This window comes from Pseudomonas sp. GW822-FHT03F08, from assembly GCF_058801265.1.
The window spans coordinates 37,538-60,313 of sequence record NZ_JBXANC010000003.1; the positions used below are offsets into that span (position 1 = coordinate 37,538).

21 protein-coding genes are annotated in these 22,776 nt (G+C 58.8%); 4 read left to right on the forward strand and 17 right to left on the reverse strand.

The annotated features are described in order from the left end of the window. Positions 1-3: 3 nt before the first annotated feature. Entirely contained in the window at positions 4-717 is a 714-nt protein-coding gene (locus tag AC1RME_RS07375) for a DUF3108 domain-containing protein (RefSeq protein WP_096822984.1), read from the forward strand. A 53-nt stretch (positions 718-770) separates the two neighbouring features. Here the strand turns inward: AC1RME_RS07375 and AC1RME_RS07380 are convergent, their stop codons facing one another. After that, positions 771-2,396: a methyl-accepting chemotaxis protein gene (locus tag AC1RME_RS07380; RefSeq protein WP_096822983.1), complete on the reverse strand. Its 1,626-nt coding sequence runs from the start codon at positions 2,394-2,396 to the stop codon at positions 771-773. A 376-nt stretch (positions 2,397-2,772) separates the two neighbouring features. Between AC1RME_RS07380 and AC1RME_RS07385 the strand changes: the two genes are divergently transcribed. Further along, positions 2,773-3,189 carry an OsmC family protein gene (locus AC1RME_RS07385; RefSeq protein ID WP_096822982.1) on the forward strand — a complete coding sequence of 139 codons (417 nt, stop codon included), beginning with the start codon at positions 2,773-2,775 and terminating at the stop codon, positions 3,187-3,189. 61 nt (positions 3,190-3,250) lie between these two features. Next, positions 3,251-4,141 carry a pirin family protein gene (locus AC1RME_RS07390; RefSeq protein ID WP_493090897.1) on the forward strand — a complete coding sequence of 297 codons (891 nt, stop codon included), beginning with the start codon at positions 3,251-3,253 and terminating at the stop codon, positions 4,139-4,141. Positions 4,142-4,183: 42 nt separating this feature from the next. Here the strand turns inward: AC1RME_RS07390 and AC1RME_RS07395 are convergent, their stop codons facing one another. From AC1RME_RS07395 to AC1RME_RS07410, 4 genes are all read right to left on the reverse strand, one after another. Then, a complete protein-coding gene (locus tag AC1RME_RS07395; RefSeq protein WP_096822980.1) occupies positions 4,184-4,912 on the reverse strand; it encodes a dienelactone hydrolase family protein in 729 nt (242 codons plus the stop codon). Positions 4,913-4,980: 68 nt separating this feature from the next. After that, entirely contained in the window at positions 4,981-6,885 is a 1,905-nt protein-coding gene (gene htpG, locus AC1RME_RS07400; RefSeq protein WP_493090898.1) for a molecular chaperone HtpG, read from the reverse strand. Positions 6,886-6,966: 81 nt separating this feature from the next. Next, on the reverse strand, positions 6,967-7,419 hold the full coding sequence (locus tag AC1RME_RS07405; RefSeq protein ID WP_102620368.1) for a PaaI family thioesterase: 453 nt from the start codon (positions 7,417-7,419) through the stop codon (positions 6,967-6,969). Continuing rightward, the gene (locus AC1RME_RS07410; RefSeq protein WP_096822978.1) at positions 7,416-7,892 is read right to left on the reverse strand and encodes a PaaI family thioesterase; all 477 of its coding nucleotides are present in this window, start codon (positions 7,890-7,892) and stop codon (positions 7,416-7,418) included. Before AC1RME_RS07410 ends, AC1RME_RS07405 begins: the two co-directional genes overlap by 4 nt. Before the next feature lie 158 nt (positions 7,893-8,050). Between AC1RME_RS07410 and AC1RME_RS07415 the strand changes: the two genes are divergently transcribed. Continuing rightward, positions 8,051-8,287, forward strand: coding sequence for a hypothetical protein (locus tag AC1RME_RS07415; RefSeq protein WP_085682944.1), 237 nt, complete (start codon positions 8,051-8,053; stop codon positions 8,285-8,287). A 77-nt stretch (positions 8,288-8,364) separates the two neighbouring features. On the opposite strand, the gene AC1RME_RS07420 is transcribed toward AC1RME_RS07415, so the two are convergent. The 12 genes from AC1RME_RS07420 to sdhC form a co-directional block, all read right to left on the reverse strand. Further along, a complete protein-coding gene (locus AC1RME_RS07420; RefSeq protein ID WP_096822977.1) occupies positions 8,365-8,766 on the reverse strand; it encodes an MAPEG family protein in 402 nt (133 codons plus the stop codon). After that, entirely contained in the window at positions 8,766-9,503 is a 738-nt protein-coding gene (locus tag AC1RME_RS07425) for a DUF599 domain-containing protein (protein ID WP_096822976.1), read from the reverse strand. The genes AC1RME_RS07420 and AC1RME_RS07425 overlap by 1 nt, the downstream gene beginning before the upstream one ends. Positions 9,504-9,654: 151 nt before the next feature. Beyond that, on the reverse strand, positions 9,655-10,968 hold the full coding sequence (gene brnQ, locus AC1RME_RS07430) for a branched-chain amino acid transport system II carrier protein (RefSeq protein ID WP_102620367.1): 1,314 nt from the start codon (positions 10,966-10,968) through the stop codon (positions 9,655-9,657). 329 nt (positions 10,969-11,297) lie between these two features. After that, positions 11,298-12,179, reverse strand: coding sequence for a succinate--CoA ligase subunit alpha (gene sucD, locus AC1RME_RS07435; protein WP_017127973.1), 882 nt, complete (start codon positions 12,177-12,179; stop codon positions 11,298-11,300). Then, positions 12,179-13,345 (reverse strand): ADP-forming succinate--CoA ligase subunit beta, encoded by a 1,167-nt coding sequence (sucC, locus tag AC1RME_RS07440; protein ID WP_493073865.1) that lies wholly within the window; start codon positions 13,343-13,345, stop codon positions 12,179-12,181. The genes sucD and sucC overlap by 1 nt, the downstream gene beginning before the upstream one ends. Positions 13,346-13,544: 199 nt before the next feature. Continuing rightward, positions 13,545-14,981 (reverse strand): dihydrolipoyl dehydrogenase, encoded by a 1,437-nt coding sequence (gene lpdA / locus AC1RME_RS07445; protein ID WP_085732276.1) that lies wholly within the window; start codon positions 14,979-14,981, stop codon positions 13,545-13,547. A gap of 97 nt (positions 14,982-15,078) precedes the next feature. Then, positions 15,079-16,296, reverse strand: a complete 1,218-nt coding sequence (gene odhB / locus AC1RME_RS07450; protein ID WP_096822974.1) for a 2-oxoglutarate dehydrogenase complex dihydrolipoyllysine-residue succinyltransferase — start codon at positions 16,294-16,296, stop codon at positions 15,079-15,081. Positions 16,297-16,338: 42 nt separating this feature from the next. Next, complete coding sequence (locus tag AC1RME_RS07455; RefSeq protein WP_096822973.1) at positions 16,339-19,170, reverse strand: 2-oxoglutarate dehydrogenase E1 component; 2,832 nt, start codon at positions 19,168-19,170, stop codon at positions 16,339-16,341. A gap of 259 nt (positions 19,171-19,429) precedes the next feature. After that, entirely contained in the window at positions 19,430-20,134 is a 705-nt protein-coding gene (locus tag AC1RME_RS07460) for a succinate dehydrogenase iron-sulfur subunit (RefSeq protein WP_007959035.1), read from the reverse strand. An 11-nt stretch (positions 20,135-20,145) separates the two neighbouring features. Then, positions 20,146-21,918: a succinate dehydrogenase flavoprotein subunit gene (sdhA, locus tag AC1RME_RS07465; RefSeq protein WP_085608857.1), complete on the reverse strand. Its 1,773-nt coding sequence runs from the start codon at positions 21,916-21,918 to the stop codon at positions 20,146-20,148. Between the two features lie 3 nt (positions 21,919-21,921). Next, positions 21,922-22,290: a succinate dehydrogenase, hydrophobic membrane anchor protein gene (sdhD, locus tag AC1RME_RS07470; protein ID WP_085710546.1), complete on the reverse strand. Its 369-nt coding sequence runs from the start codon at positions 22,288-22,290 to the stop codon at positions 21,922-21,924. Further along, on the reverse strand, positions 22,284-22,658 hold the full coding sequence (sdhC, locus tag AC1RME_RS07475) for a succinate dehydrogenase, cytochrome b556 subunit (protein WP_055137330.1): 375 nt from the start codon (positions 22,656-22,658) through the stop codon (positions 22,284-22,286). The genes sdhD and sdhC overlap by 7 nt, the downstream gene beginning before the upstream one ends. Between the last annotated feature and the right edge of the window lie 118 nt (positions 22,659-22,776).

The window sequence follows — 22,776 nt, forward strand, 5'->3', positions numbered from 1 at the left end:
TTTATGCGTCGCGCCCTGCTCTTCGCTTGCGCTCTGCTCGCCCTGCCATTCGCCCAGGCGGCAGACCTTCAACCGTTCTCCGCCAGCTACACCGCCGACTGGAAACAGTTGCCCATGAGCGGCACTGCCGAACGCAGCCTGACCAAGGAAGCCAACGGCGTCTGGAAGCTCACCTTCAAGGCTTCGATGATGATCGCCAGCCTGTCCGAAGAAAGCACCCTGACCCTGGACAAGGACACCCTGCTCCCGCAGTCCTACCACTTCGAACGTGGCGGCCTGGGCAAAGCGAAAAAGGCTGACCTGGACTTCGACTGGACCACCAAGATGGTCACCGGCACCGATCGCGGCGACGCGGTAAAAGTCCCGTTGAACCGTGGCATGGTCGACAAATCCACTTACCAGCTGGCACTGCAGCATGACGTCGCCTCCGGCAAGAAGACCATGAGCTATCAAGTGGTCGACGGCGGTGAAGTCGATACCTATGACTTCCGCGTATTGGGCTCCGAGAAAGTCGAGACCAAGGCCGGCAAGATCGACGCGATCAAGGTCGAGCGCGTGCGCGACCCGACACAAAGCAAGCGCACCACCGTGATGTGGTTCGCCAAGGACTGGGATTACCTGCTGGTCCGCCTGCAACAGGTCGAAACCGACGGCAAGGAGTACAACATCATGCTCCTCGACGGCACGGTCAACGGCAAGCCTGTCAAAGGCAGCTGATTCAACGAAAAGCCCCGCAATTGCGGGGCTTTTTTTCGCCTGTCATTCAGTGATCAAACCGAGAATTTGGCCACCATATTGTTCAGATCCACCGCCAGCCGTGACAACTCCTGGCTCGCGGCGCTGGTCTGATTGGCCCCGGCCGAGGTCTGCATCGCCAGATCGCGGATATTCATCAGGTTGCGATCCACTTCCCGCGCCACGGCAGCCTGCTCTTCCGACGCACTGGCAATCACCAGATTGCGCTCGTTGATCAAGGTGAACGCCGAAGCGATTTCCTCCAGCGCCACCCCGGCAGCTTTCGCCAGATCGAGGGTCGAGCGCGCGCGGACATTGCTCTGCTGCATCGAACTGACCGCCGAATCGGTGCCCTGCTGGATACCGCCGATCATCTGCTCGATTTCCTGGGTCGATTGCTGGGTGCGATGGGCCAACGCCCGGACTTCGTCGGCCACCACCGCGAAACCACGCCCGGCGTCACCGGCGCGGGCCGCTTCGATCGCCGCGTTCAATGCCAGGAGATTGGTCTGCTCGGCAATCGAGCGGATCACCTCCAGCACTTTGCTGATGCTGTAGACCTTCTGCGCCAGATCCTCCACCTGCGTGGCGTTGGCAGTGACATCGTCCGCCAGCAACTCGATGGACGACACGGTCTGCTGCACTTGCTCACGGCCATGCTGGGCGATGCGGTCCGACTCGCGCGACGCCTCGGAGGTCGCCACGGCGTTGCTGGCGACCTCCTCCACCGCAGCGGTCATCTGATTCACTGCCGTTGCAGCCTGCTCGATCTCCAGGCTCTGCTGATGCAGCCCTCGCGTGGCATCTTCAGTGACGCAGCTCAGCTCTTCCGACGCCGAGGCCAATTGACTGGAAGACTCCGAGATCTGCCGGATGGTGTCGCGCAGGCTGTGCTGCATGCTCTTGAGCGCGTGCAGCAGCCGCGCCGGCTCATCCTTGCCGATGATGCTGATGTCACCGGTCAGATCGCCGCCGGCCACCACTTCGGCAACCCCCAGCGATTGCGAGAGCGGCACCACGATACTGCGGGTCAACAGCAGCGCGAGGCCAATGGTGATCAGCGCAGTGATGCCGATCATTACCCCGACCCAGACCCGCGAATTGATGAACACCAGCCGCGCCGCCTCTGTGGCGAGGTTGGCATTGTGCTTGTTCAGCTCCACCAGTTCTTTCAGGGTGACCGCGATGTCATCGGCCAACGGACTCATCTGCGCATTGAGAATGCTCGCCGCCTCTTCCACCCGATTCTGGGCCGACAGCGCCATCACCTGGGCCTGAAGCTCCAGATACTTGTGTTCGGCCACCTTGAAGCGGTCGAACAGCGCCCGCTCCTCGGGCAACACGATCAATACGTCGTAACGCTGCTGGGCTTCGCTCAACACACCGCGCAACTCGTTGAGCTTGGCGACATTCTGATCGAGCGCCTGAGGATCGCGATTGAGCAACAGGCGCATGGTCAGGGCGCGCAGGCGTAGCATGTCCTGACTCATTTCACCCACCGCCATCACGCTCGGCAGCCAGTTGTTGTCGACCTCATCGGACTGAGCGCGCATGTTCGACATTTGCAGCAAGGCGAATGCGCCAAGGCCGAACACCATTAGCGCCAACAGGCCGAAGCCCAGCCCCGCACGGGGGGCAATATTGAGACTACGGATACTCATTGCTCTGGTTCCTTCCAAAAGCGCTGCATCAACCCTGCAGCTGGCTGCTTTAGAAGGTATCGGCCCGGCGAAAATTTGCGTAAGACCAAAACGTGATATCAAAAGGCCTTAATACTTCGAACCCTTGGCATTAACGATTCAGCGTCGATTGGCCGGACTTGAACGCCGTTCGCTGCAAGATCAATGGGAAGTTATTGGAAAATCTTGAAACAACCCCGCAAGTGAAACACCGACACAAGTAATCTTCGACTCAGCGGCATAACCTGTCGCCCTGCCGCGCACCCGCAAGAAAGTGGAACGCGCCCCTGCGGGAATGCTCTATACCTGCAAGGTCTTATTTGATCGAATGACTTTTCCTACTGCTTGCGAGGTTCACATGACCGTCACCGTCAATACCATCTCCGCCGAAGGTTTCCGTCACACCGTACAGATCGATGAGCACGAACTGTTTGCCGATGTCCCGACGACTGCCGGTGGCGAAGGCTCGGCGCCGGAGCCACACGATTACTTCGACGCCGCCCTCGGCGCCTGCAAGGCCCTGACGCTGAAGCTGTACGCGAAGAAAAAAGACATCCCGCTCACCGGTGTCGGTGTCGAGGTCAAACGCGACAACAGCCAGGAGCAGAAAGGCAAATACGCCCTGCACGTCACCCTGACACTTAAAGGCGTGCTCACCGACGCACAACGCGAAGAGCTGTTGCGAGTGGCGGATCGCTGCCCGATTCATAAACTGATGACCACCAGCGAAGTCACCATCGAAACCCACGCCCCACAAGGCTTCGACAGCCAGTAATCACCACCACGACACCGGCGGGTTATGCTCCATGCATCACCCGCTCAGCCTGGAATGGACCATGGACACCCAACCCCTGATCATCCGCCCGCGCGCCGAAGACGTCGAAGGCCAGCCGATCCTGCGCCCGCTGCCGTCAGCCAAATGCCGCAGCGTCGGGCCCTTCGTGTTTTTCGACCACATGCTTGAAACGGTTTATCCCGCAGGCAAAGGGATGAACATCCGACAGCATCCGCACATCGGCCTGTCGACCCTGACCTATCTGTTCGAGGGGCAGATCCAGCACAAGGACAGCCTCGGCTCCGATCAAGTCGTCAGCGCTGGCGATGTCAGCTGGATGACGGCGGGCAGCGCGATCGCCCATGTCGAGCGCACGCCCGAACCGCTGTGGGAACAAAGCTTCAGGATGCACGGGCTGCAAATCTGGCTCGCCTCGCCCAAGGATCACGAACAAGGTCCCGGGCATTACAGCCATCACCCGGCGTCGACATTGCCGGTGAGCGATAACCTCGGCGTGCAGATCCGCATGATTGCCGGGTCAGGCTTTTGTCTGGAATCGCCGGTGCCGGTACTTTCTCCGACGCTGTATGCCGAATTGAAGATGCAAACCGCGACCACCTTGCTGATCCCGACCGAACATGAAGAGCGGGCGCTGTATGTGTTGAGCGGTGATGTGCAATTGAATGGCGAAGCGGTCGAGCCCCATGCGCTGGTGGTGTTGCCGGCCGGGGAAGAGATGAGCCTGTTCGCCGAGAGCGACAGTCATGCCGTACTGTTCGGCGGCGCGCCACTGGATGGGCCACGGCGGATCAACTGGAATTTTGTCGCGAGCGATCCGGCGGTGATCGATGAGGCCCGGCGCAAGTGGGCGGCCGGGGATTGGCCGACGGTACCGGGGGAAGTCGAGCGGATCGAGCTGCCGAAATCGCGCAACGAGCCGACACCGCTGTAAACGAACACTCCCACGCCAGGCGTGGGAGTGCTTTCAACCGAATCAGCCCTTGAACACTTCTTCCAGCAAGTCATGCATCGACTTGAACGCCCGCGCAGCGGTTTTCGCGTCGTACATCATCATGCCCGGCACATTGGCGTGCGGATCGGTGAACGAGTGCACCGCACCGCCGTAGCTCAGCAATTGCCAGTCCACGCCAGCCGCATTCATCTCGTCTTCAAATGCCGGCAGTTGCTCTTTCGGCACCAGCGGATCAGAAGCGCCGTGCAGCACCAGCACCGAGCCCTTGATGTTTTTCGCATCCGCCGGGTTCGGCGAATCCAGCGTGCCGTGGAACGATACCGCAGCCTTGAGCGCCGCACCGGTGCGGGCCAGGTCCAGCGCACAGCAACCGCCGAAGCAGAAACCGAACACCGCCAGTTTCGAGGTATCAACCGCCGCTTCGCCCTGCTTCTGCAATTGTTCGAACGCAGCCTGCATACGCTTGCGCAGCAGTGCACGGTCATTTTTCAGCGGCATCATCGCCGCGCCAGCCTGGTCGCCGTTCTGCGGACGCACCGCTTGCCCGTACACGTCGGCGATCAGCACCACGTAGCCCTTGGCCGCCACCGATTTGGCGATCTCTTCAGCGCCAGCGCTGACACCCATCCAGTTCGGCGCCATCAACAGCCCCGGACGCGCACCTTTGTGCTCGGCGTCGAACGCCAGACGACCCTCATAAGGCTGGCCGTCAATCTGATAGACCACGGAACGTACAGTGACTTGGCTCATTTCTGACTCCTGATTGGTTGAACACCAGAATGAAAAAACCCGCCGAAGCGGGTTTTTCTACAGTTTGATCAAGCGGACAGCTCAACCAGCAGCTTGTTCAGACGGCTCACGTAAGCGGCCGGGTCTTTCAAGCTGTCGCCAGCCGCCAGGGCGGCCTGGTCGAAGAGGATGTGCGACAGGTCGCCAAAACGCTCTTCGCTGGTCTCGTTGTCGAGTTTCGCGATCAGCGGGTGGCTCGGGTTGAATTCGAAGATCGGCTTCGAATCCGGCACCTTCTGCCCGCTGGCCTCGAGGATCTGACGCATTTGCAGACCCAGATCCTGCTCACCGATAGCCAGAATGGCCGGCGAATCGGTCAGGCGATGGGAAACGCGGACTTCGGCAACGGACTCGCCCAGCGCGGTTTTCAGACGCTCAACCAGACCTTCCTTCGACTTGGCGACTTCTTCTGCGGCCTTCTTGTCCTCTTCCGAGTCCAGGTTGCCCAGGTCCAGGTCACCACGGGCGACGTCGACAAAGCTCTTGCCGTCGAACTCGCTCAGGTAGCTCATCAGCCACTCGTCGATGCGGTCGGTCAGCAGCAGCACTTCGATGCCTTTCTTGCGGAAGACTTCCAGGTGCGGGCTGTTCTTGACCTGCGCGTAGGTTTCGCCGGTGAGGTAATAGATCTTGTCCTGACCTTCCTTGGCGCGGGCCAGGTAGTCGGCCAGACCCACGATCTGCTCGCCGTCGGTGCCGTTGGTCGATGCGAAACGCAGCAGACCGGCAATTTTTTCCTTGTTGGCGAAATCTTCTGCCGGGCCTTCTTTCATGACCTGACCGAAGTTTTTCCAGAAGCCCTTGTATTGCTCAGGCTCGTTCTTCGCCAGTTTTTCCAGCATGTCCAGCACGCGCTTGGTCAGCGCCGACTTCATCGAGTCGATGATCGGGTCTTTCTGCAGGATTTCCCGCGACACGTTCAGCGACAGGTCGTTGGAGTCAACCACACCCTTGATAAAGCGCAGGTACAGCGGCAGGAACGACTCGGCCTGATCCATCACGAACACGCGCTGTACGTACAGCTTCAGGCCTTTCGACGCTTCACGCTGGTACAGATCGAACGGAGCGCGGGCCGGCACGTACAGCAGCGAGCTGTACTCAAGCTTGCCTTCGACCTTGTTGTGGCTCCAGGCCAGCGGGTTTTCGAAGTCATGGGCGATGTGCTTGTAGAACTCCTGGTATTCCTCATCCTTCACTTCGGTGCGAGGACGGGTCCACAGGGCGCTGGCGCGGTTGACGGTTTCCCATTCAACTTCAGGCTTCTCTTCGCCTTCGGCAGCGGCCACTTCTTTCGGCAGCTCGATCGGCAGCGCGATGTGGTCGGAGTACTTCTTGATGATGTTGCGCAGACGCCAGCCATCGGCGAACTCGTCTTCACCGGATTTCAGGTGCAGGACGATGCGGGTGCCGCGTTCTGGTTTGTCGATGGTGGCGACTTCGAATTCGCCCTCGCCTTTCGACGACCAGTGCACACCTTCGCTGGCAGCGGTGCCGGCGCGACGGCTGTACACGTCAACTTTGTCAGCAACGATGAAGGCCGAGTAGAAGCCCACACCGAACTGGCCGATCAGGTGCGAATCCTTTTTCTGATCGCCCGAGAGATTCTTCATGAAATCGGCGGTGCCGGATTTGGCGATGGTCCCCAGGTGGGTGATCACATCGTCACGGTTCATGCCGATACCGTTGTCTTCGAGGGTGACGGTCTTGGCGTCCTTGTCGAAGCTCACACGGATTTTCAGTTCAGCGCCACCTTCGAGCAACTCAGGCTTGGCCAGGGCTTCGAAGCGCAACTTGTCGACGGCGTCGGAGGCGTTCGAGATCAATTCGCGAAGGAAGATTTCCTTGTTGGAATACAGCGAATGGATCATGAGGTGCAGCAGTTGCTTCACCTCGGTCTGGAAGCCCAGGGTTTCCTTTTGAGTTTCCACACTCATGGTCATCAAACTCCAATCAGATGGCATTGGCCGCGACCCAAATGGTCTGCGGCGGGTTGTTCACTGAGTTGGGGGCGGCGTTCAGGATTTCAAGGGCTCGTCGATTTTGAAGTGGGCGCGGGCAGTCGCAATCGGCTCGCTCTCGGTGCTTTGCCAGGCCGTGACCGCGACGTTGGCCACCCGCCGCCCCTGACGACAGACCTGGCACCTGGCCCAGGTATCGCGAAACTGCCCGGCCCGCAGGTAATCGAGGGAAAAGTCGATGATCTTCGGCACACCGGGCGCACCGGTGAAAATCAGCAGATGCAGGGCGGCGGACAGCTCCATGAATCCGGCAATCACCCCGCCGTGGATCGCCGGCAATAAAGGGTTACCAATGTTGTCCTTGTTGGCCGGCAACTTGAACAGCAGGTCATCACCGACTCGCGAACACTCGACACCGATCAGCCCGGCATAGGGAATCAGCTTCAGCAGTGGCGCGTAGTCAGCCTTCGCGTGAGCCTCCTGCAGTTGCTGCTTGAAATCATCGTTCATTGGCTGTCTCCCTTGATCGCGCCACCAAAGCCTTTTGTGCCTTTGAGGCCCTTGCCCATGCGCATGAACGTGCCGACGACGTGGGCGATGGGATGTTCGGGATCATCCTGATAGGCGAAGCCCCGGGCGAAGATCACATCGGTGGTCACTCGGTAGCACTGGGCGAAGCCATAGACATCTTTATGCGGTTCGGCGGCATGCATGTAGTCAATGCGCAAATCCAGGGTCGGGCAGACTTCGAATTCCGGCAGCACGCACAGGGTGGCCATGCCACACGCGGTGTCCATCAGCGACGTGATCGCCCCGCCGTGGACCACGCCGGTCAGCGGATTGCCAACGATCTGCGGGCTGTACGGCAAGACCACGGTCAGGCCTTCGCTGCTGGCGCTGTGCACTTTCAAGCCCAGCACCTGGCAGTGGCGCAGGGCCGAAAGAAAGCGGGTCGCGCGCTCAAAAACAGGGTTTTCGGCCATTTGATAATTACTCTTGTTAGTCACTGTTCCCGGTAGTGGAAAGAACAGCAAAAGTTCCATTGCAAAACAAACTTATATATCTGTGAGAAATGAGGAACTTAACCCTCGGGGCTGCGTTCTTAAGGCCAGTAGTTATTTTCCATAAGGAGAAACACCCCATGCGTAAGACTTTAGCTATTGCCTTGATGTTGACCGCTTCCCTCGGTCTCGCAGCCTGCGATAAAAAATCCGAGGACAAAGCTCAAGATGCCAACCAACATGCTGAACAAGCTCAGCAGAAAATGAATGAAGCTCAGGATAAAGTGAACGACGCGGCGAAAGAAAACGCCGAAGCCGCCAAAGATCAGGCCGAATCGAACGCAGCCGCTGCAGACGAAGCGGCCAAGAAGCAATAAGCCGCTTCTCGATGGCAAAAAAGAAAACCCGCCAAGTGCGGGTTTTCTTTTGCCTGTCATTTTTTGCTAATACCGAATTAGAGCAAGACAGTTCTAAAAGTCGGACTAATCATCAGCAACAATGAACACACTAAGCCGATCAGCCAGACCAGGCTGCGCAGCTTCGGGATATCGGCCAGGTAAAACCACAAGTAGAGAATCCGTGCGATCACGAAGATGATCGCTAACGTATCGATCAGCCATCCCGCCGTCTGCGTGGTATGCGCCATCAACACACCCACAGCAAACAAGATGAACGCTTCGATGCTGTTCTGATGCGCTGCCAGTGCGCGAGCCCCGTAACCGGTGAGTTGCGCCTGCTGCTGACGCGGCAAGTGGTTGTTGTAACCGCCCTGCTCTTTCATGGCCTTGCCCACCGGCATGCGTGCCACGTAGATCAACAACGCACTGATAAACACACACCAGAACGGAATACTCATCAAGCAGCCTCTTTGATCGTGTCGGGCAATGGCGCCTCTGTAGGGGTATAGACCATTACATCGAGCACGTCGGAATGAAACTCGCGGCGATACAACACCAGCACCACGCCTGCACTCATCAGCATGAACAGCCACGGGCTGACGAACCACGCCAGCATGCTGATGCCGAAGTAATAGGAGCGCAGACCGAAGTTGAACTGGTTGGCCGCCATCGAAATCACCCGCGCCGCCCGCGAAGCGAACGCCTTGCGCTCCTGCTCGGACACGTGCCGCTCGCCGATCATCGGCGCCGAGCCGATCAGGATCGCCGCGAAGTTGTACTGGCGCATGCACCAGCTGAACGTGAAGAAGGCGTAGACGAACACCAGCGCCAGGCACAGCAACTTGATCTCCGACATGCCCTGGGAAGCCTGCTGCACCATCGGAATATCCGCCAGCAACGACACCGCACGCTCCGATGCACCGAGCACGGTGAGAATGCCCGCCAGGATGATCAGGGTGCTGGACGCGAAGAACGAGGCGTTGCGCTCAAGGTTGCCGATCACGCTGGTGTCGGCGATGCGGTTGTCACGCAGCAGCATGCGGCGCATCCAGTCTTCGCGGTACAGGTGCAACACGCTGGCCAGGCACGCAGTGTCGCGACCCTTCCAGGTGGCATAACGGGTGTAACCGCCCCAGCAGATGACGAACCAGAGCGCGGCAAGCAAGTGGATCTGATTGGCTTGGATGAATGACATGCAATTCCCTGTGATGAAGATTTCGGCAACCCTTCGACGTTAGCTCAGGGAAAAAGACACTGCTTCACGCCCATAAAAAATGCCCCGTATCGATTGATACGGGGCATTTCTGTTTAATCGCTCGGAAGCCGCTTGTGGCGGCCGGGCAATCTTAAGCCAGGGCTTCGGCGCGCTTGCCCAGCAGGCGGTCGCAAACCACGGCAACTACCAGGGTCATCACGCACGGCACCAGCCACGCCAGACCCTGCTCGCTCAGCGGCAGGTGGGCCAGTTGCGACGGCAACCAGTCAGCCAGACCGGCGCCCTTCAAGGCGTCGATGGTGCCGAACACGAACGACACTAACATCACCGGGCCCATGATGCGGCTCTGTTCATGCCAGAACGCAGCGCAGAAGCTCAGGGCCACCAGCACGATGCACGGCGGGTAGATCGCGGTCAGTACCGGGATCGAGAACGCGATCAGCTTGGTCAGGCCCAGGTTGGACACCAGCAGCGAGAATGCAGCCAGGATGATCACCAGTGTCTTGTAGGACAGTGGCAACACGCGGCTGAAGTACTCGGCACAGGCGCAGGTCAGACCGACCGCCGTCACCAGGCAGGCCAGCGAGATCAGCACCGCAAGGAAACCGCTACCCAGCGAACCGAAGGTGTGTTGCACGTAAGCGTGCAGCACCGCCGCGCCATTGGTAGCGCCAGCGGCCACTTCATGGCTGCCGGAACCCAGACGGAACAGGCTGACATACACCAGCGCCAGACCGACGCCGGCAATCAACCCGGCGATGATTGCGTAACGGGTGATCAGCGCAGGCGACTCGACGCCACGGGAGCGGATCGCGTTGACGATGACGATGCCGAACACCAGAGCGCCGAGGGTATCCATGGTCAGGTAACCATTGATGAAGCCCTGGGAGAACGGTGCCGCGACGTATTCCGGAGTGGCCACGCCGATATCACCCGCCGGCAGCGCAAACGCAGCGATGCCGAGTACCGCCAGGGCGATGATCTTCAGCGGCGCAAGGAAGCGCCCTACGGTGTCCAGCAAACGGCCCGGGTAGAGCGAGATGAAAAACACCAGCAGGAAGTACACCGAGCTGTAGAGGAACAGCGCCAGCGGGCTTTCGCCAGTCAGCGGCGCCAGGCCTACTTCGAACGACACGGTCGCGGTACGCGGCGTTGCGAACAACGGACCGACCGCTAGGTAGCACGCTGCTGCCAGCACGCCACCGGCAATCTTGCCGATCGGACTGCTCAGGGAATCCATCGCTCCGCCGACCTTGGCCAGCGCCACGACGGTGATCACCGGCAGACCGACCGCCGTGATCAGGAAGCCCAGCGCCGCCATCCAGACGTTGGGTCCGGACTGCAAACCGACGATAGGCGGGAAGATGATGTTGCCGGCCCCGACGAACAGGGCGAATGTCATAAAACCAAGTGCCAGGATGTCCTGACCTTTCAAAACTTTCATTAAGGAAATACCACACTACTGAATCGGAATTTAGAGGGGGATTTCCCTGTGGGGTTAGGGAAATGCTGTCAATCCGTATGGGACTGACCCGTTTAGCGCGTTGCATGCCTTGTGGGCGGCAGACGCAAAAATGGCTGCTAGCCTAACGAATTTGTCTGACAAACGCACTGTTTGAGGGCGAACTATCCGATACGCGACGTGTCTGTGTCGCGTTTTTGCATGTTATTGGGCGAGAGCCTATAAATCGCTATCGTCAAACAAACATCAGAAACGACAAAGGCCACCCGAAGGTGGCCTTTGTTTGGTAAAGCGTCAGCTAAGCGCGAGGCTTACTTGACAGCCCAACCAGTCAGCTCGGCCAGGGCCTTGCCGATGTCCGCCAGCGAACGCACGGTTTTCACGCCTGCGTCTTGCAGAGCAGCGAATTTCTCGTCTGCAGTGCCTTTGCCGCCGGAGATGATTGCGCCAGCATGGCCCATGCGCTTGCCCGGAGGAGCAGTCACACCAGCGATGTAGGAAACAACCGGCTTGGTCACGTGAGCCTTGATGTAGGCAGCCGCTTCTTCTTCAGCCGAACCGCCGATCTCGCCGATCATCACGATCGCCTCGGTCTTCGGGTCTTCCTGGAACAGCTTCAGGATGTCGATGAAGTTCGAACCCGGGATCGGGTCACCACCGATGCCGACGCAAGTCGACTGACCGAAACCGGCGTCAGTAGTCTGCTTAACAGCTTCGTAGGTCAGGGTGCCGGAACGGGAAACGATACCGACCTTGCCTGGCAAGTGAATGTGACCTGGCATGATGCCGATCTTGCATTCGCCTGGGGTGATCACGCCTGGGCAGTTAGGGCCGATCAGGATGACACCCAGCTCGTCGCACTTAACTTTAGCGTCCAGCATGTCCAGGGTAGGAATGCCTTCGGTGATGCAGACGATCAGCTTGATGCCGCCGAAAGCTGCTTCCAGGATCGAGTCCTTGCAGAAAGGAGCCGGAACGTAGATCACGCTGGCGGTGGCGCCAGTGGCAGCTACGGCGTCTTTCACGGTGTTGAACACTGGCAGGCCCAGGTGCTCGGTGCCGCCTTTGCCTGGAGTTACGCCGCCAACCATCTTGGTGCCGTATTCGATGGCTTGCTGGGTGTGGAAGCTACCTTGCGAACCGGTAATACCCTGGCAGATAACTTTGGTGTCTTTATTGATCAGGACGCTCATTACTTGCCCTCCGCAGCTTTAACGACTTGTTGAGCAGCGTCGGTCAGGCTGGTAGCAGCGATGATGTTCAAACCGCTTTCTGCCAGTACTTTAGCGCCCAGTTCAGCGTTGTTGCCTTCAAGACGAACAACAACCGGGATTTTCACGCCGACTTCTTTCACTGCACCGATGATGCCTTCGGCAATCATGTCGCAACGAACGATGCCGCCGAAGATGTTAACCAGTACTGCAGCGACGTTGGTGTCGGACAGAATGATTTTGAATGCTTCGGTAACGCGTTCTTTGGTAGCACCACCACCTACGTCGAGGAAGTTGGCTGGCTTGCCGCCGTGCAGGTTGACGATGTCCATGGTACCCATGGCCAGGCCGGCACCGTTTACCATGCAGCCGATGTTGCCTTCCAGCGCTACGTAGTTCAGTTCGAACTTGGCAGCGTGCGCTTCGCGCGGATCGTCCTGCGACGGATCGTGGAAAGTCTTCAGCTTAGGCTGACGGTACATTGCGTTGGCGTCGATGTTGATCTTGGCGTCCAGGCAGTGCAGATCGCCGTCAGCCTTGATCACCAGCGGGTTCACTTCCAGCAGAGCCAGGTCGTGATCCTTGAACAGCTTGGCCAGACCTACGAAGATCTTGGCGAACTGAGCAACCTGCTTGCCTTCCAGACCCAGCTGGAATGCCAGCTCGCGACCCTGGAATGGCTGAGCGCCAACCAGTGGATCGATAGTGGCTTTCAGAATTTTTTCTGGAGTGTCGTGAGCGATTTTCTCGATGTCCACGCCACCTTCGGTGGAAGCCATGAACACGATGCGACGGCTCGAACGGTCAACGACAGCGCCCAGGTACAGCTCTTTAGCGATATCAGTGCACGATTCAACCAGGATCTTGGTGACTGGCTGGCCATTGGCGTCAGTCTGGTAAGTCACCAGACGCTTGCCCAGCCACTGCTGTGCGAAGGCTTTGGCGTCTTCTTTGCTGCGAACCAGCTTTACGCCGCCCGCTTTACCGCGACCACCGGCGTGGACCTGGGCTTTGACAACCCACTCGCTGCCGCCGATTTTGTCGCAAGCTTCTGCTGCTGCTTCCGGGGTGTCTACTGCGAAACCAGTGGAAACTGGCAGGCCGTATTCAGCGAACAGCTGCTTACCCTGATACTCGTGAAGATTCATGCTTTTTACCGTCTTCGTTAGGTACTGCGCATTCGGCGCTGCGCTCTTGATGAGTGCCGCGCCACCTGTGACTGCTGCTTGCGTAGCCTTTCCGGATACCCGGTGCAGCTACGCAAGGCTGCGTCCAGCGGACATTCCGCGGTGAGTCTTGCACGCAAGGCTCACGACGGGCCGTACCGCCGTGGTTTCTTATTGTGTCTTAACGCTTCTTGCGGTTGGCAATGTGGATGGCGCCGCCATTCACTGCCAGAGCTGCTTCGTGCAAGGCTTCAGACAGGGTCGGATGGGAGAAAACCATCATGCCCAGGTCTTCAGCGCTGGTGCCGAATTCCATACCGATCGCGCCCTGCTGAACCAGTTCTGCAGCGCTCGGGCCAATCACGTGCACGCCCAATACGCGGTCAGTCTTGGCATCGGCGATGACCTTGACGAAACCACCGGTATCGTTGGCGGCCATGGCACGGCCGGATGCTGCGAACGGGAAGGTGCCGACGTTAACTTCAACGCCTTCAGCTTTCAAGGCCTGCTCGGTTTTACCCACCCATGCGATTTCCGGGTGAGTATAAATAACCGAAGGGATCAGGTCATAGTTCATCTGAGCCTTGTGGCCCTTGATGCGCTCGACAACCATGATGCCCTCTTCCGAGGCTTTGTGAGCCAGCATCATGCCGCGAACCACGTCACCGATGGCGAATACGCCCGGTACGGTGGTAGCGCAGTGATCGTCAACGTGCACGAAACCGCGCTCGTCCAGGGTCACGCCGCTGTCGGCAGCCAGCAGATCAGTGGTCACCGGACGGCGACCAACGGCTACGATCAGCTTGTCGAAAGTGATGGTCTGTTCGCCGTTGGCATCGGTGTAGTTCACAACGACTTCGTCGCCGTTCACTTTCGAGCCGGTCACGCGAGCGCCCAGTTTGATGTCCAGACCTTGTTTGGTCAGGGTTTTCAGCGCTTCCTTGGAAACAGCGGTGTCCGCTGCCATCAGGAAGGTGTCCAGGGCTTCCAGGACAGTCACTTCTGCACCCAGACGCGACCAGACCGAACCCAGTTCCAGACCGATCACGCCAGCGCCGATCACGCCCAGACGCTTGGGAACGGATTGGAATTCCAGAGCGCCAGTCGAATCAACGATGACTTTCTGATCGACCGGAGCCGGTGGAATGTCGATCGGACGCGAACCTGGAGCCAGGATGACGTTTTCGGCTTCGATGACTTCAACCGAGCCGTCTGGCTTGGTGACTTCGACTTTCTTGCCGGCCAGCAGTTTGCCGTGGCCCTGGATCGAAGTAACGCCGTTGGCCTTGAACAGGGTGGCAACACCGCCGGTCAGGTTCTTGACGATGCCAGCCTTGCGGCCAACCATCGCAGCGACGTCCATTTTGACTTCGCCGGTCGAGATACCGTGGACGTTGAAGCTTTCTTTCGCTTCCTTGTATTTCCAGGAGCTGTCCAGCAGCGCCTTGGAAGGAATGCAGCCTACGTTCAGGCAGGTGCCGCCCAGGGCTTGCTTGCCTTCAGCATCGGTGTACTTCTCGATGCAGGCAGTGCTCAGACCGAGTTGCGCGGCCTTGATGGCAGCCACGTAGCCGCCAGGGCCCGCACCGATCACTACTACGTCAAATTTCTGCGACATTCAAAAAATCCTCTTTAGCGAAAAGCTTCAAGCCGCGCGCTGCAAGCCAGGCTGCGTTCTCTTGCAGCTTGAAGCTTGCAGCGCGTGACTGCTTCTATCAGATATCCAGCAACAGACGAGCCGGATCTTCCAGCAGGTTCTTGATGGTCACCAGGAAAGTCACAGCTTCTTTGCCATCGATCAGACGGTGATCGTAGGACAGTGCCAGGTACATCATCGGACGAATAACGACCTGACCGTTGATGGCCATCGGACGCTGGATGATGTTGTGCATGCCCAGAATCGCTGCCTGCGGCGGGTTGACGATCGGAGTCGACATCATCGAACCGAAGGTACCACCGTTGGTGATGGTGAAGGTACCGCCGGTCATCTCGTCCATCGACAGTTTGCCGTCACGGGCTTTCTTGCCGAAAGTGGCGATGCCGCCTTCGATTTCAGCCAGGCTCATCAGTTCGGCGTTACGCAGAACCGGAACCACCAGACCGCGGTCGCTGGAAACAGCAACACCAACGTCGGCGTAGCCGTGGTAAACGATGTCGCCGCCGTCGATCGAAGCGTTGACAGCCGGGAAGCGTTTCAGCGCTTCGGTGGCAGCCTTCACGAAGAACGACATGAAGCCCAGGCGTACGCCGTTGTGGGACTTCTCGAACAGGTCCTTGTACTTCGAACGCAGCGCCATGACTTCGGTCATGTCGACTTCGTTGAAAGTGGTCAGCATCGCCATGTTCGACTGAGCTTCTACCAGACGCTTGGCCACGGTAGCGCGAACGCGGGTCATCGGAACGCGCTTCTCGACGCGGTCGCCAGCAGCGAACACAGGAGCGGCAGCGGCCGGAGCAGCAGCCTTCGGTGCAGCAGCCGGAGCGGCTTTCTTGGCTTCAACAGCGGCAACCACGTCTTCCTTGGTCACACGGCCGTCTTTGCCAGTGCCTTTTACGGAAGCCAGGTTGATGCCGTTCTCTTCGGCCAGCTTGCGAGCGGCAGGAGCAGCGATAGCGTCTTCATCAGCGCCGGCAGCTGGAGCAGCGGCAGCAGCGGCCGGTGCAGCAGCGGCAGCCGGAGCGGCAGCAGCAGCGCCGCCTTCAACGATGGAGCCCAGGACTTCGTCGGACAGGACGGTGTCGCCCTCGCCCTTGACGATTGCGCCCAGCACGCCGTCGGCAGTAGCCAGCACTTCCAGGACAACCTTGTCGGTTTCGATGTCGACGATCAGTTCGTCACGCTTGACGGCGTCGCCCGGTTGCTTGTGCCAGGTGGCAACGGTGCCATCGGCAACCGATTCCGGGAAAGTGGGGGCTTTGATCTCGATAGCCATTGTCTGTGGTTCCTTAAATTCGGTTTCAGGTGCGCGAAGGCGTTAAACGGTAAACGCGTCTTGCAGCAGTTTTTCCTGCTGCTCGGCGTGCATCGATGCGTAACCACATGCTGGTGCAGCAGAAGCCTCACGGCCCGCGTACTCAAGTACGAGAGATTTGTTGAGGTTGCTGATGCTGCGACGCAGGTGGTGCTGACTGCAGTACCAGGCGCCCTGGTTCATCGGCTCTTCCTGGCACCAGACAGCCGCTTTGGCGTTGGTGTAAGGAGCCAGGACTTCTTTCAAGTCGTCCTCAGGGAATGGGTACAGCTGCTCGATACGCACGATGGCGATATCTTCGCGGCCTTCGGCACGGCGTTTTTCCAGCAGGTCGTAGTAGACCTTGCCGCTGCACAGAACAACGCGCTCGACCTTTTTCGGGTCCAGTGCATCGACTTCCGGGATAACGGTCTGGAACGAACCTTCGGCCAGATCTTCCAGCGTCGAGATTGCCAGTTTGTGACGCAGCAGCGACTTCGGAGTCAGCACTACCAGTGGCTTGCGCAGCGGGCGAATCACCTGACGACGCAGCAAGTGGTAGATCTGGGCCGGCGTGGTCGGCATGCACACCTGAATGTTGTGCTCGGCGCACAGCTGCAGGTAACGCTCAAGACGTGCCGAGGAGTGCTCAGGGCCCTGACCTTCGTAGCCGTGCGGCAGCAGCATGGTCAGACCGCAGAGACGGCCCCACTTGTGCTCGCCGCTGGTGATGAACTGGTCGATAACAACCTGCGCACCGTTGGCGAAGTCGCCGAACTGGGCTTCCCAGATCACCAGCGCGTTTGGCGTGGTGGTCGAGTAACCGTATTCGAACGCCAGTACGGCTTCTTCCGACAGGAACGAATCGTACAGGTCGAAGCGCGGCTGACCGTCGTACAGGTTCTGCAACGGAATGTAGGTGCCGGCATCTTTCTGGTTGTGCAGAACAGCGTGACGGTGCGAGAACGTACCGCGGCCGATGTCCTGACCGGTCATGCGAATCGGGTGACCTTCGAACGCCAGGGTCGCGTACGCCATGGTTTCGGCGTAACCCCAGTTGATCGGCAGGCCGCCGGCTTGCATCTTCTGACGGTCTTCGTAGATCTTCGCAACCTGGCGCTGAACCACGAAGCCTTCCGGAATTTCCAGCAGCTTGGCGGACAGTTCCTGCAGGGTCTTCAGATCGAAGCGAGTGTCGTGACGCGCAGTCCAGGCGTGGCCCAGATACGGACGCCAGTCCACGAACAGCTCTTTGTTCGGCTCTTTGACCAGCGATTTCACTACGTGCAGACCGTTGTCCAGCGCGTTGCGGTATTCGTCGACTTTCGCCTGAACACGCTCAACGTCGAGCACACCGCCCTGGGTCAGACGATCAGCGTACAGCTCACGGGTGGTGCGCTGCTTGGTGATCTGCTGATACATCAGAGGCTGGGTGCCGCTTGGCTCGTCGGCTTCGTTGTGGCCGCGACGACGGTAGCAGACCAGGTCGATCACCACGTCACGCTTGAACTGCATGCGGTAGTCGATGGCCAGCTGGGTCACGAACAATACGGCTTCCGGATCATCACCATTCACATGGAGGATCGGCGCCTGGATCATTTTCGCAACGTCGGTCGCGTACTCGGTGGAGCGCGAGTCCAGCGGGTTGCTGATGGTGAAACCAACCTGGTTGTTGATCACGATGTGCACGGTACCGCCGGTCTTGAAACCGCGGGTCTGCGACATCTGGAAGGTTTCCATCACCACGCCCTGACCTGCGAATGCAGCGTCACCGTGGATGGAGATCGGCAGAACCTTCTCGCCGGTAGGGTCGTTACGACGATCCTGACGGGCGCGAACCGAACCTTCAACCACCGGGGAAACGATTTCCAGGTGGGACGGGTTGAACGCCATGGCCAGGTGAACTTCACCGCCGGCGGTCATCACGTTGGACGAGAAGCCCTGGTGGTATTTAACGTCACCGGAACCCAGCTCGACCTTCTTCTTGCCTTCGAACTCGTCGAACAGCTCGCGCGGGTTCTTGCCGAAGGTGTTGACCAGCACGTTCAGACGGCCACGGTGGGCCATGCCGATGACGACTTCCTTGGTGCCGTAGGAACCGGAACGCTGGATCAGTTCGTCGAGCATCGGAATCAGGCTTTCGCCGCCTTCCAGACCGAAACGCTTTGTGCCCGGGTATTTGGTACCCAGGTATTTTTCCAGACCTTCACCGGCGGTGACGCGCTCGAGCAGGTGGCTCTGAATGTCGGCGGAGTAGGTCGGACGGCCACGTACGCTTTCCAGACGCTGCTGGAACCACTGGCGCTGCACGGAATCGGTGATATGCGTAAATTCAGCGCCGATGGTGCGGCAATATGTCTGCTGCAACGCTTCGTGAATTTCGCGTAGGCTCGCTTCCTCTTTGCCGATGAACAGGTCGCCGGCACGGAAGGTCGTATCAAGATCGGCATTGGTCAAGCCGTAATGATTGATCGACAGGTCTGCAGGTGCAGGACGCTGCCACAGTCCCAGCGGGTCAAGCTGGGCTGCCTGGTGGCCACGCATACGGTAGGCCTGGATCAATCGCAGCACTTCAACTTGCTTCTTCTCGTGCTCACTGCTCACGCTGCCGGCGGAAACCGGTTGGGCGCGGCGCTGGTTCTTTGCCAGCAGCACGAAATGATCGCGAATTGTGGAGTGCGAAACATCGGTGGCAGAGCCGCCGTCGGCGGGCAGCTTCTGAAAGTAGGTGCGCCACTCTTCTGGCACAGCGTTAGGGTCGTGCAGGTAGAGCTCATAAAGCTCTTCCACATAGGCAGCGTTTCCACCTGAAAGGTAGGCGCTGTTCCACATGCGCTGCATCACGCTTTCTTGCATGCTTGGTCACCCTCGGTTAGGGGAACACCATCGGTGTCGACACCGAGCAAACTTGCAGAAGTCCGAATGCAGCGACCAAAACAAGCCACTTAGGATCACACTGATAGTCCGGGTACCAGCCCGGATGCCCCTGCTTGTCTCATTTCTTCAAAATAAGAGCCGCAGCTTATGGCTGTTGCTCTGGTTATAGCTCTGGCGCGGGTTGAAGCCCGCGCCACAGCCTCTACGGTGAAGCAGTACTACTTTTACAGCTTCTGAATCACACGCCGCTCGAAAGCAGCATGTTACGGATGTGACCGATGGCCTTAGTCGGGTTCAGGCCTTTCGGACATACGTTGACGCAGTTCATGATGCCCCGGCAGCGGAAGACGCTGAACGGGTCATCGAGGGACGCCAGACGCTCGGACGTCTTGGTGTCACGGCTGTCTGCCAGGAAGCGGTACGCTTGCAGCAGGGCAGCCGGACCCAGGAATTTGTCCGGGTTCCACCAGAAGGACGGGCAAGAGGTCGAGCAGCAGGCGCACAGGATGCACTCGTACAGACCGTCGAGCTTTTCACGCTCTTCAGGGGACTGCAGACGCTCGATGGCCGGAGCCGGCGTGTCGTTCTGCAGGAATGGCTTAACCTTCTCGTATTGCTTGTAGAAGATGCTCATATCGACAACCAGGTCACGGATAACCGGCAAACCTGGCAGAGGACGAACGATCAACTTGTTACCTTTGACGACAGCGGACAGCGGCGTGATGCACGCCAGGCCGTTCTTGCCGTTGATGTTCATGCCGTCGGAGCCGCAGACACCTTCACGGCAAGAGCGACGATAGGAGAAACCCTCGTCCTGCTCTTTGATCAGGGCCAGCACGTCCAGCACCATCAGGTCTTTACCACCGGTATCGACCTGGAATTCCTGCATGAACGGCGCAGCGTCCTGATCAGGGTTGTAACGATAAACACTGACTTGCAACATGGCGGTCACCCTTAATAAGTCCGGACTTTTGGTTCGAAAGTCGGAACAGTCTTCGGCGAGAAGTTCACGGCACGCTTGGTGACGCGCTTGTCACCCGGGAAGTACAGGGTGTGGCACAGCCAGTTTTCGTCGTCACGATCTTCGAAGTCTTCACGGGCGTGAGCGCCGCGGGACTCTTTACGTACTTCGGCAGCGATGGCGGTAGCTTCAGCCACTTCCAGCAGGTTTTGCAGTTCCAGCGCCTCGATACGTGCAGTGTTGAACGCCTGCGACTTATCGTTGATCTTCACATTCGCGATGCGCTTGCGCAGATCAGCCAACTGGGCAATACCTTTCTGCATGTATTCGCCGGTACGGAATACACCGAAGTAGTTCTGCATGCAGCTTTGCAGCTCGCGACGCAGGGTAGCGACGTCTTCGCCGTCGGTACGGTTGTTCAGTGCGTTCAGGCGCGACAGTGCAGCTTCGATGTCGGCTTCGGTGGCGTCATCGTATTCGATGCCGTCAGTCAGCGCTTTTTCGAGGTGCAGGCCGGCAGCGCGACCGAAGACCACCAGGTCGAGCAGCGAGTTGCCGCCCAGACGGTTGGCGCCGTGAACCGATACGCAAGCCACTTCACCGACCGCGAACAGACCAGGAATGATCTGATCCACGCCTTCGGCGTCCTGGGTGATCGCCTGGCCATGAATGTTGGTGGCAACGCCGCCCATCATATAGTGGCAAGTCGGAACAACCGGAACCGGGGCAACCACCGGGTCAACGTGAGCGAAAGTCTTCGACAGTTCGCAGATGCCTGGCAGACGGCTGTGCAGCACTTCCTCGCCCAGGTGGTCGAGTTTGAGCATTACGTGGTCGCCATTCGGACCGCAACCGTTGCCGGCGATGATTTCTTTAACCATCGAACGGGCAACCACGTCACGACCAGCCAGGTCTTTGGCGTTCGGAGCGTAACGCTCCATGAAACGCTCGCCGTGCTTGTTGATGAGGTAACCACCTTCACCACGGCAGCCTTCTGTAACCAGTACACCGGCGCCGGCGATGCCGGTCGGGTGGAACTGCCACATTTCGATGTCTTGTACCGGCACGCCAGCACGCAGAGCCATGCCGACGCCGTCACCGGTGTTGATCAGGGCGTTGGTGGTGGATGCATAGATACGACCTGCACCGCCGGTCGCCAGTACGGTGGCTTTCGCGCGGATGTAGGTGGTTTCGCCGGTTTCGATGCAGATTGCGATCACACCGACGAATTCGCCTTCCTGGTTTTTCACCAGGTCGACAGCGTAGTACTCGTTCAGGAACGTGGTACCGGCTTTCAGGTTGCCCTGATAAAGGGTGTGCAGCAGCGCGTGACCGGTACGGTCGGAAGCGGCGCAAGTACGGGCAGCCTGCCCGCCTTTACCGTAATCCTTCGACTGACCGCCGAACGGGCGCTGGTAGATACGGCCTTGCTCGGTACGCGAGAACGGCAGACCCATGTGGTCCAGTTCGAAAACGGCAGCCGGGCCTTCCTGACACATGTATTCGATAGCGTCCTGGTCACCGATGTAGTCGGAACCCTTGACGGTATCGTACATGTGCCAGCGCCAGTCATCGTTCGGGTCAGCGGACGCGATGGCGCAAGTGATGCCGCCCTGGGCGGATACAGTGTGTGAACGGGTCGGAAAGACCTTGGTGATCACGGCAGTCTTGTGACCGCCCTGTGCCAGCTGCAGCGCAGCGCGCATGCCGGCACCGCCACCACCAATAATGATGGCGTCGAAAGAAATCGTTGGAATGTTAGCCATGACTCAGATACCCCAGAGAATCTGCACACCCCAGACGAAGTAAGCGAACATCGCAACGCCGCATACTGCCTGGAAAAGGAAACGTACTGCAGTCGCGGACTTGCCCAGCGCCATCGGCGTCAGGTAGTCGGTCGCGATGGTCCACATGCCGACCCAGGCGTGAGCGCCCAGGGCAACCAGTGCCAGCAGACTGAAGATACGCATTCCGTTGTGGGCGAACAGGCCATGCCATTGTTCATAGCCAATGCCCGGGTGAGCGGCGAGGTAGCCGATCAGGAAGATGAAATAAGCCGCGAGAACAACCGCAGACACACGCTGTGCCATCCAGTCATAGAGGCCCGAACGCGAAAGGTTCGTAACGCTGGTTACCATATCCAAACTCCTGCCAGAACGATCAGCACCACGGAAACGGCGATGATAATTTTCGAGCCCAGGCGGCCGCCTTCCAGCGTCTCACCGATGCCCATGTCCATGATCAAGTGGCGCACACCGGCAACCAGGTGATACAGCAGAGCGGACAGGAGGCCCCATGCTACGAACTTGGCCAGCGGGCTGGTCAAGCATGCCTTCACCTCGACATAACCTTCCTCGGAACCCAGGGATTTGCCCAATGCATAAAGCATGATGCCAAGGCCCAGGAAGAGGATGATGCCGGAAACACGGTGAAGAAACGACGTAACGCCGGTGATGGGGAGTTTGATGGTCCTTAGGTCTAGGTTTACAGGTCGTTGGCTTTTCACGGCTTTTTTTTCACACTGAAGAGCCCCTAACAATCAGGGCAAAGTTGTTGGGGAGTGCACTGGTCAGGTAACCACCACCCAGGGATGCGACCCCCAATGAAAGCAAGCCCAAAAGCCC

Coding starts and splice junctions, on each gene's coding strand:
- AC1RME_RS07380 (WP_096822983.1), bottom strand. CDS start 2,396: ATGAGTATCCGTAGTCTCAATATTGCCCCCCGTGCGGGGCTGGGCTTC.
- lpdA (WP_085732276.1), bottom strand. CDS start 14,981: ATGTCGCAGAAATTTGACGTAGTAGTGATCGGTGCGGGCCCTGGCGGC.
- AC1RME_RS07410 (WP_096822978.1), bottom strand. CDS start 7,892: ATGGCCGAAAACCCTGTTTTTGAGCGCGCGACCCGCTTTCTTTCGGCC.
- AC1RME_RS07390 (WP_493090897.1), top strand. CDS start 3,251: ATGGACACCCAACCCCTGATCATCCGCCCGCGCGCCGAAGACGTCGAA.
- odhB (WP_096822974.1), bottom strand. CDS start 16,296: ATGGCTATCGAGATCAAAGCCCCCACTTTCCCGGAATCGGTTGCCGAT.
- AC1RME_RS07455 (WP_096822973.1), bottom strand. CDS start 19,170: ATGCAAGAAAGCGTGATGCAGCGCATGTGGAACAGCGCCTACCTTTCA.
- AC1RME_RS07420 (WP_096822977.1), bottom strand. CDS start 8,766: ATGAGTATTCCGTTCTGGTGTGTGTTTATCAGTGCGTTGTTGATCTAC.
- sucD (WP_017127973.1), bottom strand. CDS start 12,179: ATGAGCGTCCTGATCAATAAAGACACCAAAGTTATCTGCCAGGGTATT.
- sucC (WP_493073865.1), bottom strand. CDS start 13,345: ATGAATCTTCACGAGTATCAGGGTAAGCAGCTGTTCGCTGAATACGGC.
- sdhD (WP_085710546.1), bottom strand. CDS start 22,290: ATGGTAACCAGCGTTACGAACCTTTCGCGTTCGGGCCTCTATGACTGG.
- brnQ (WP_102620367.1), bottom strand. CDS start 10,968: ATGAAAGTTTTGAAAGGTCAGGACATCCTGGCACTTGGTTTTATGACA.
- AC1RME_RS07460 (WP_007959035.1), bottom strand. CDS start 20,134: ATGTTGCAAGTCAGTGTTTATCGTTACAACCCTGATCAGGACGCTGCG.
- AC1RME_RS07395 (WP_096822980.1), bottom strand. CDS start 4,912: ATGAGCCAAGTCACTGTACGTTCCGTGGTCTATCAGATTGACGGCCAG.
- AC1RME_RS07375 (WP_096822984.1), top strand. CDS start 4: ATGCGTCGCGCCCTGCTCTTCGCTTGCGCTCTGCTCGCCCTGCCATTC.
- htpG (WP_493090898.1), bottom strand. CDS start 6,885: ATGAGTGTGGAAACTCAAAAGGAAACCCTGGGCTTCCAGACCGAGGTG.
- AC1RME_RS07405 (WP_102620368.1), bottom strand. CDS start 7,419: ATGAACGATGATTTCAAGCAGCAACTGCAGGAGGCTCACGCGAAGGCT.
- AC1RME_RS07415 (WP_085682944.1), top strand. CDS start 8,051: ATGCGTAAGACTTTAGCTATTGCCTTGATGTTGACCGCTTCCCTCGGT.
- AC1RME_RS07385 (WP_096822982.1), top strand. CDS start 2,773: ATGACCGTCACCGTCAATACCATCTCCGCCGAAGGTTTCCGTCACACC.
- AC1RME_RS07425 (WP_096822976.1), bottom strand. CDS start 9,503: ATGTCATTCATCCAAGCCAATCAGATCCACTTGCTTGCCGCGCTCTGG.
- sdhA (WP_085608857.1), bottom strand. CDS start 21,918: ATGGCTAACATTCCAACGATTTCTTTCGACGCCATCATTATTGGTGGT.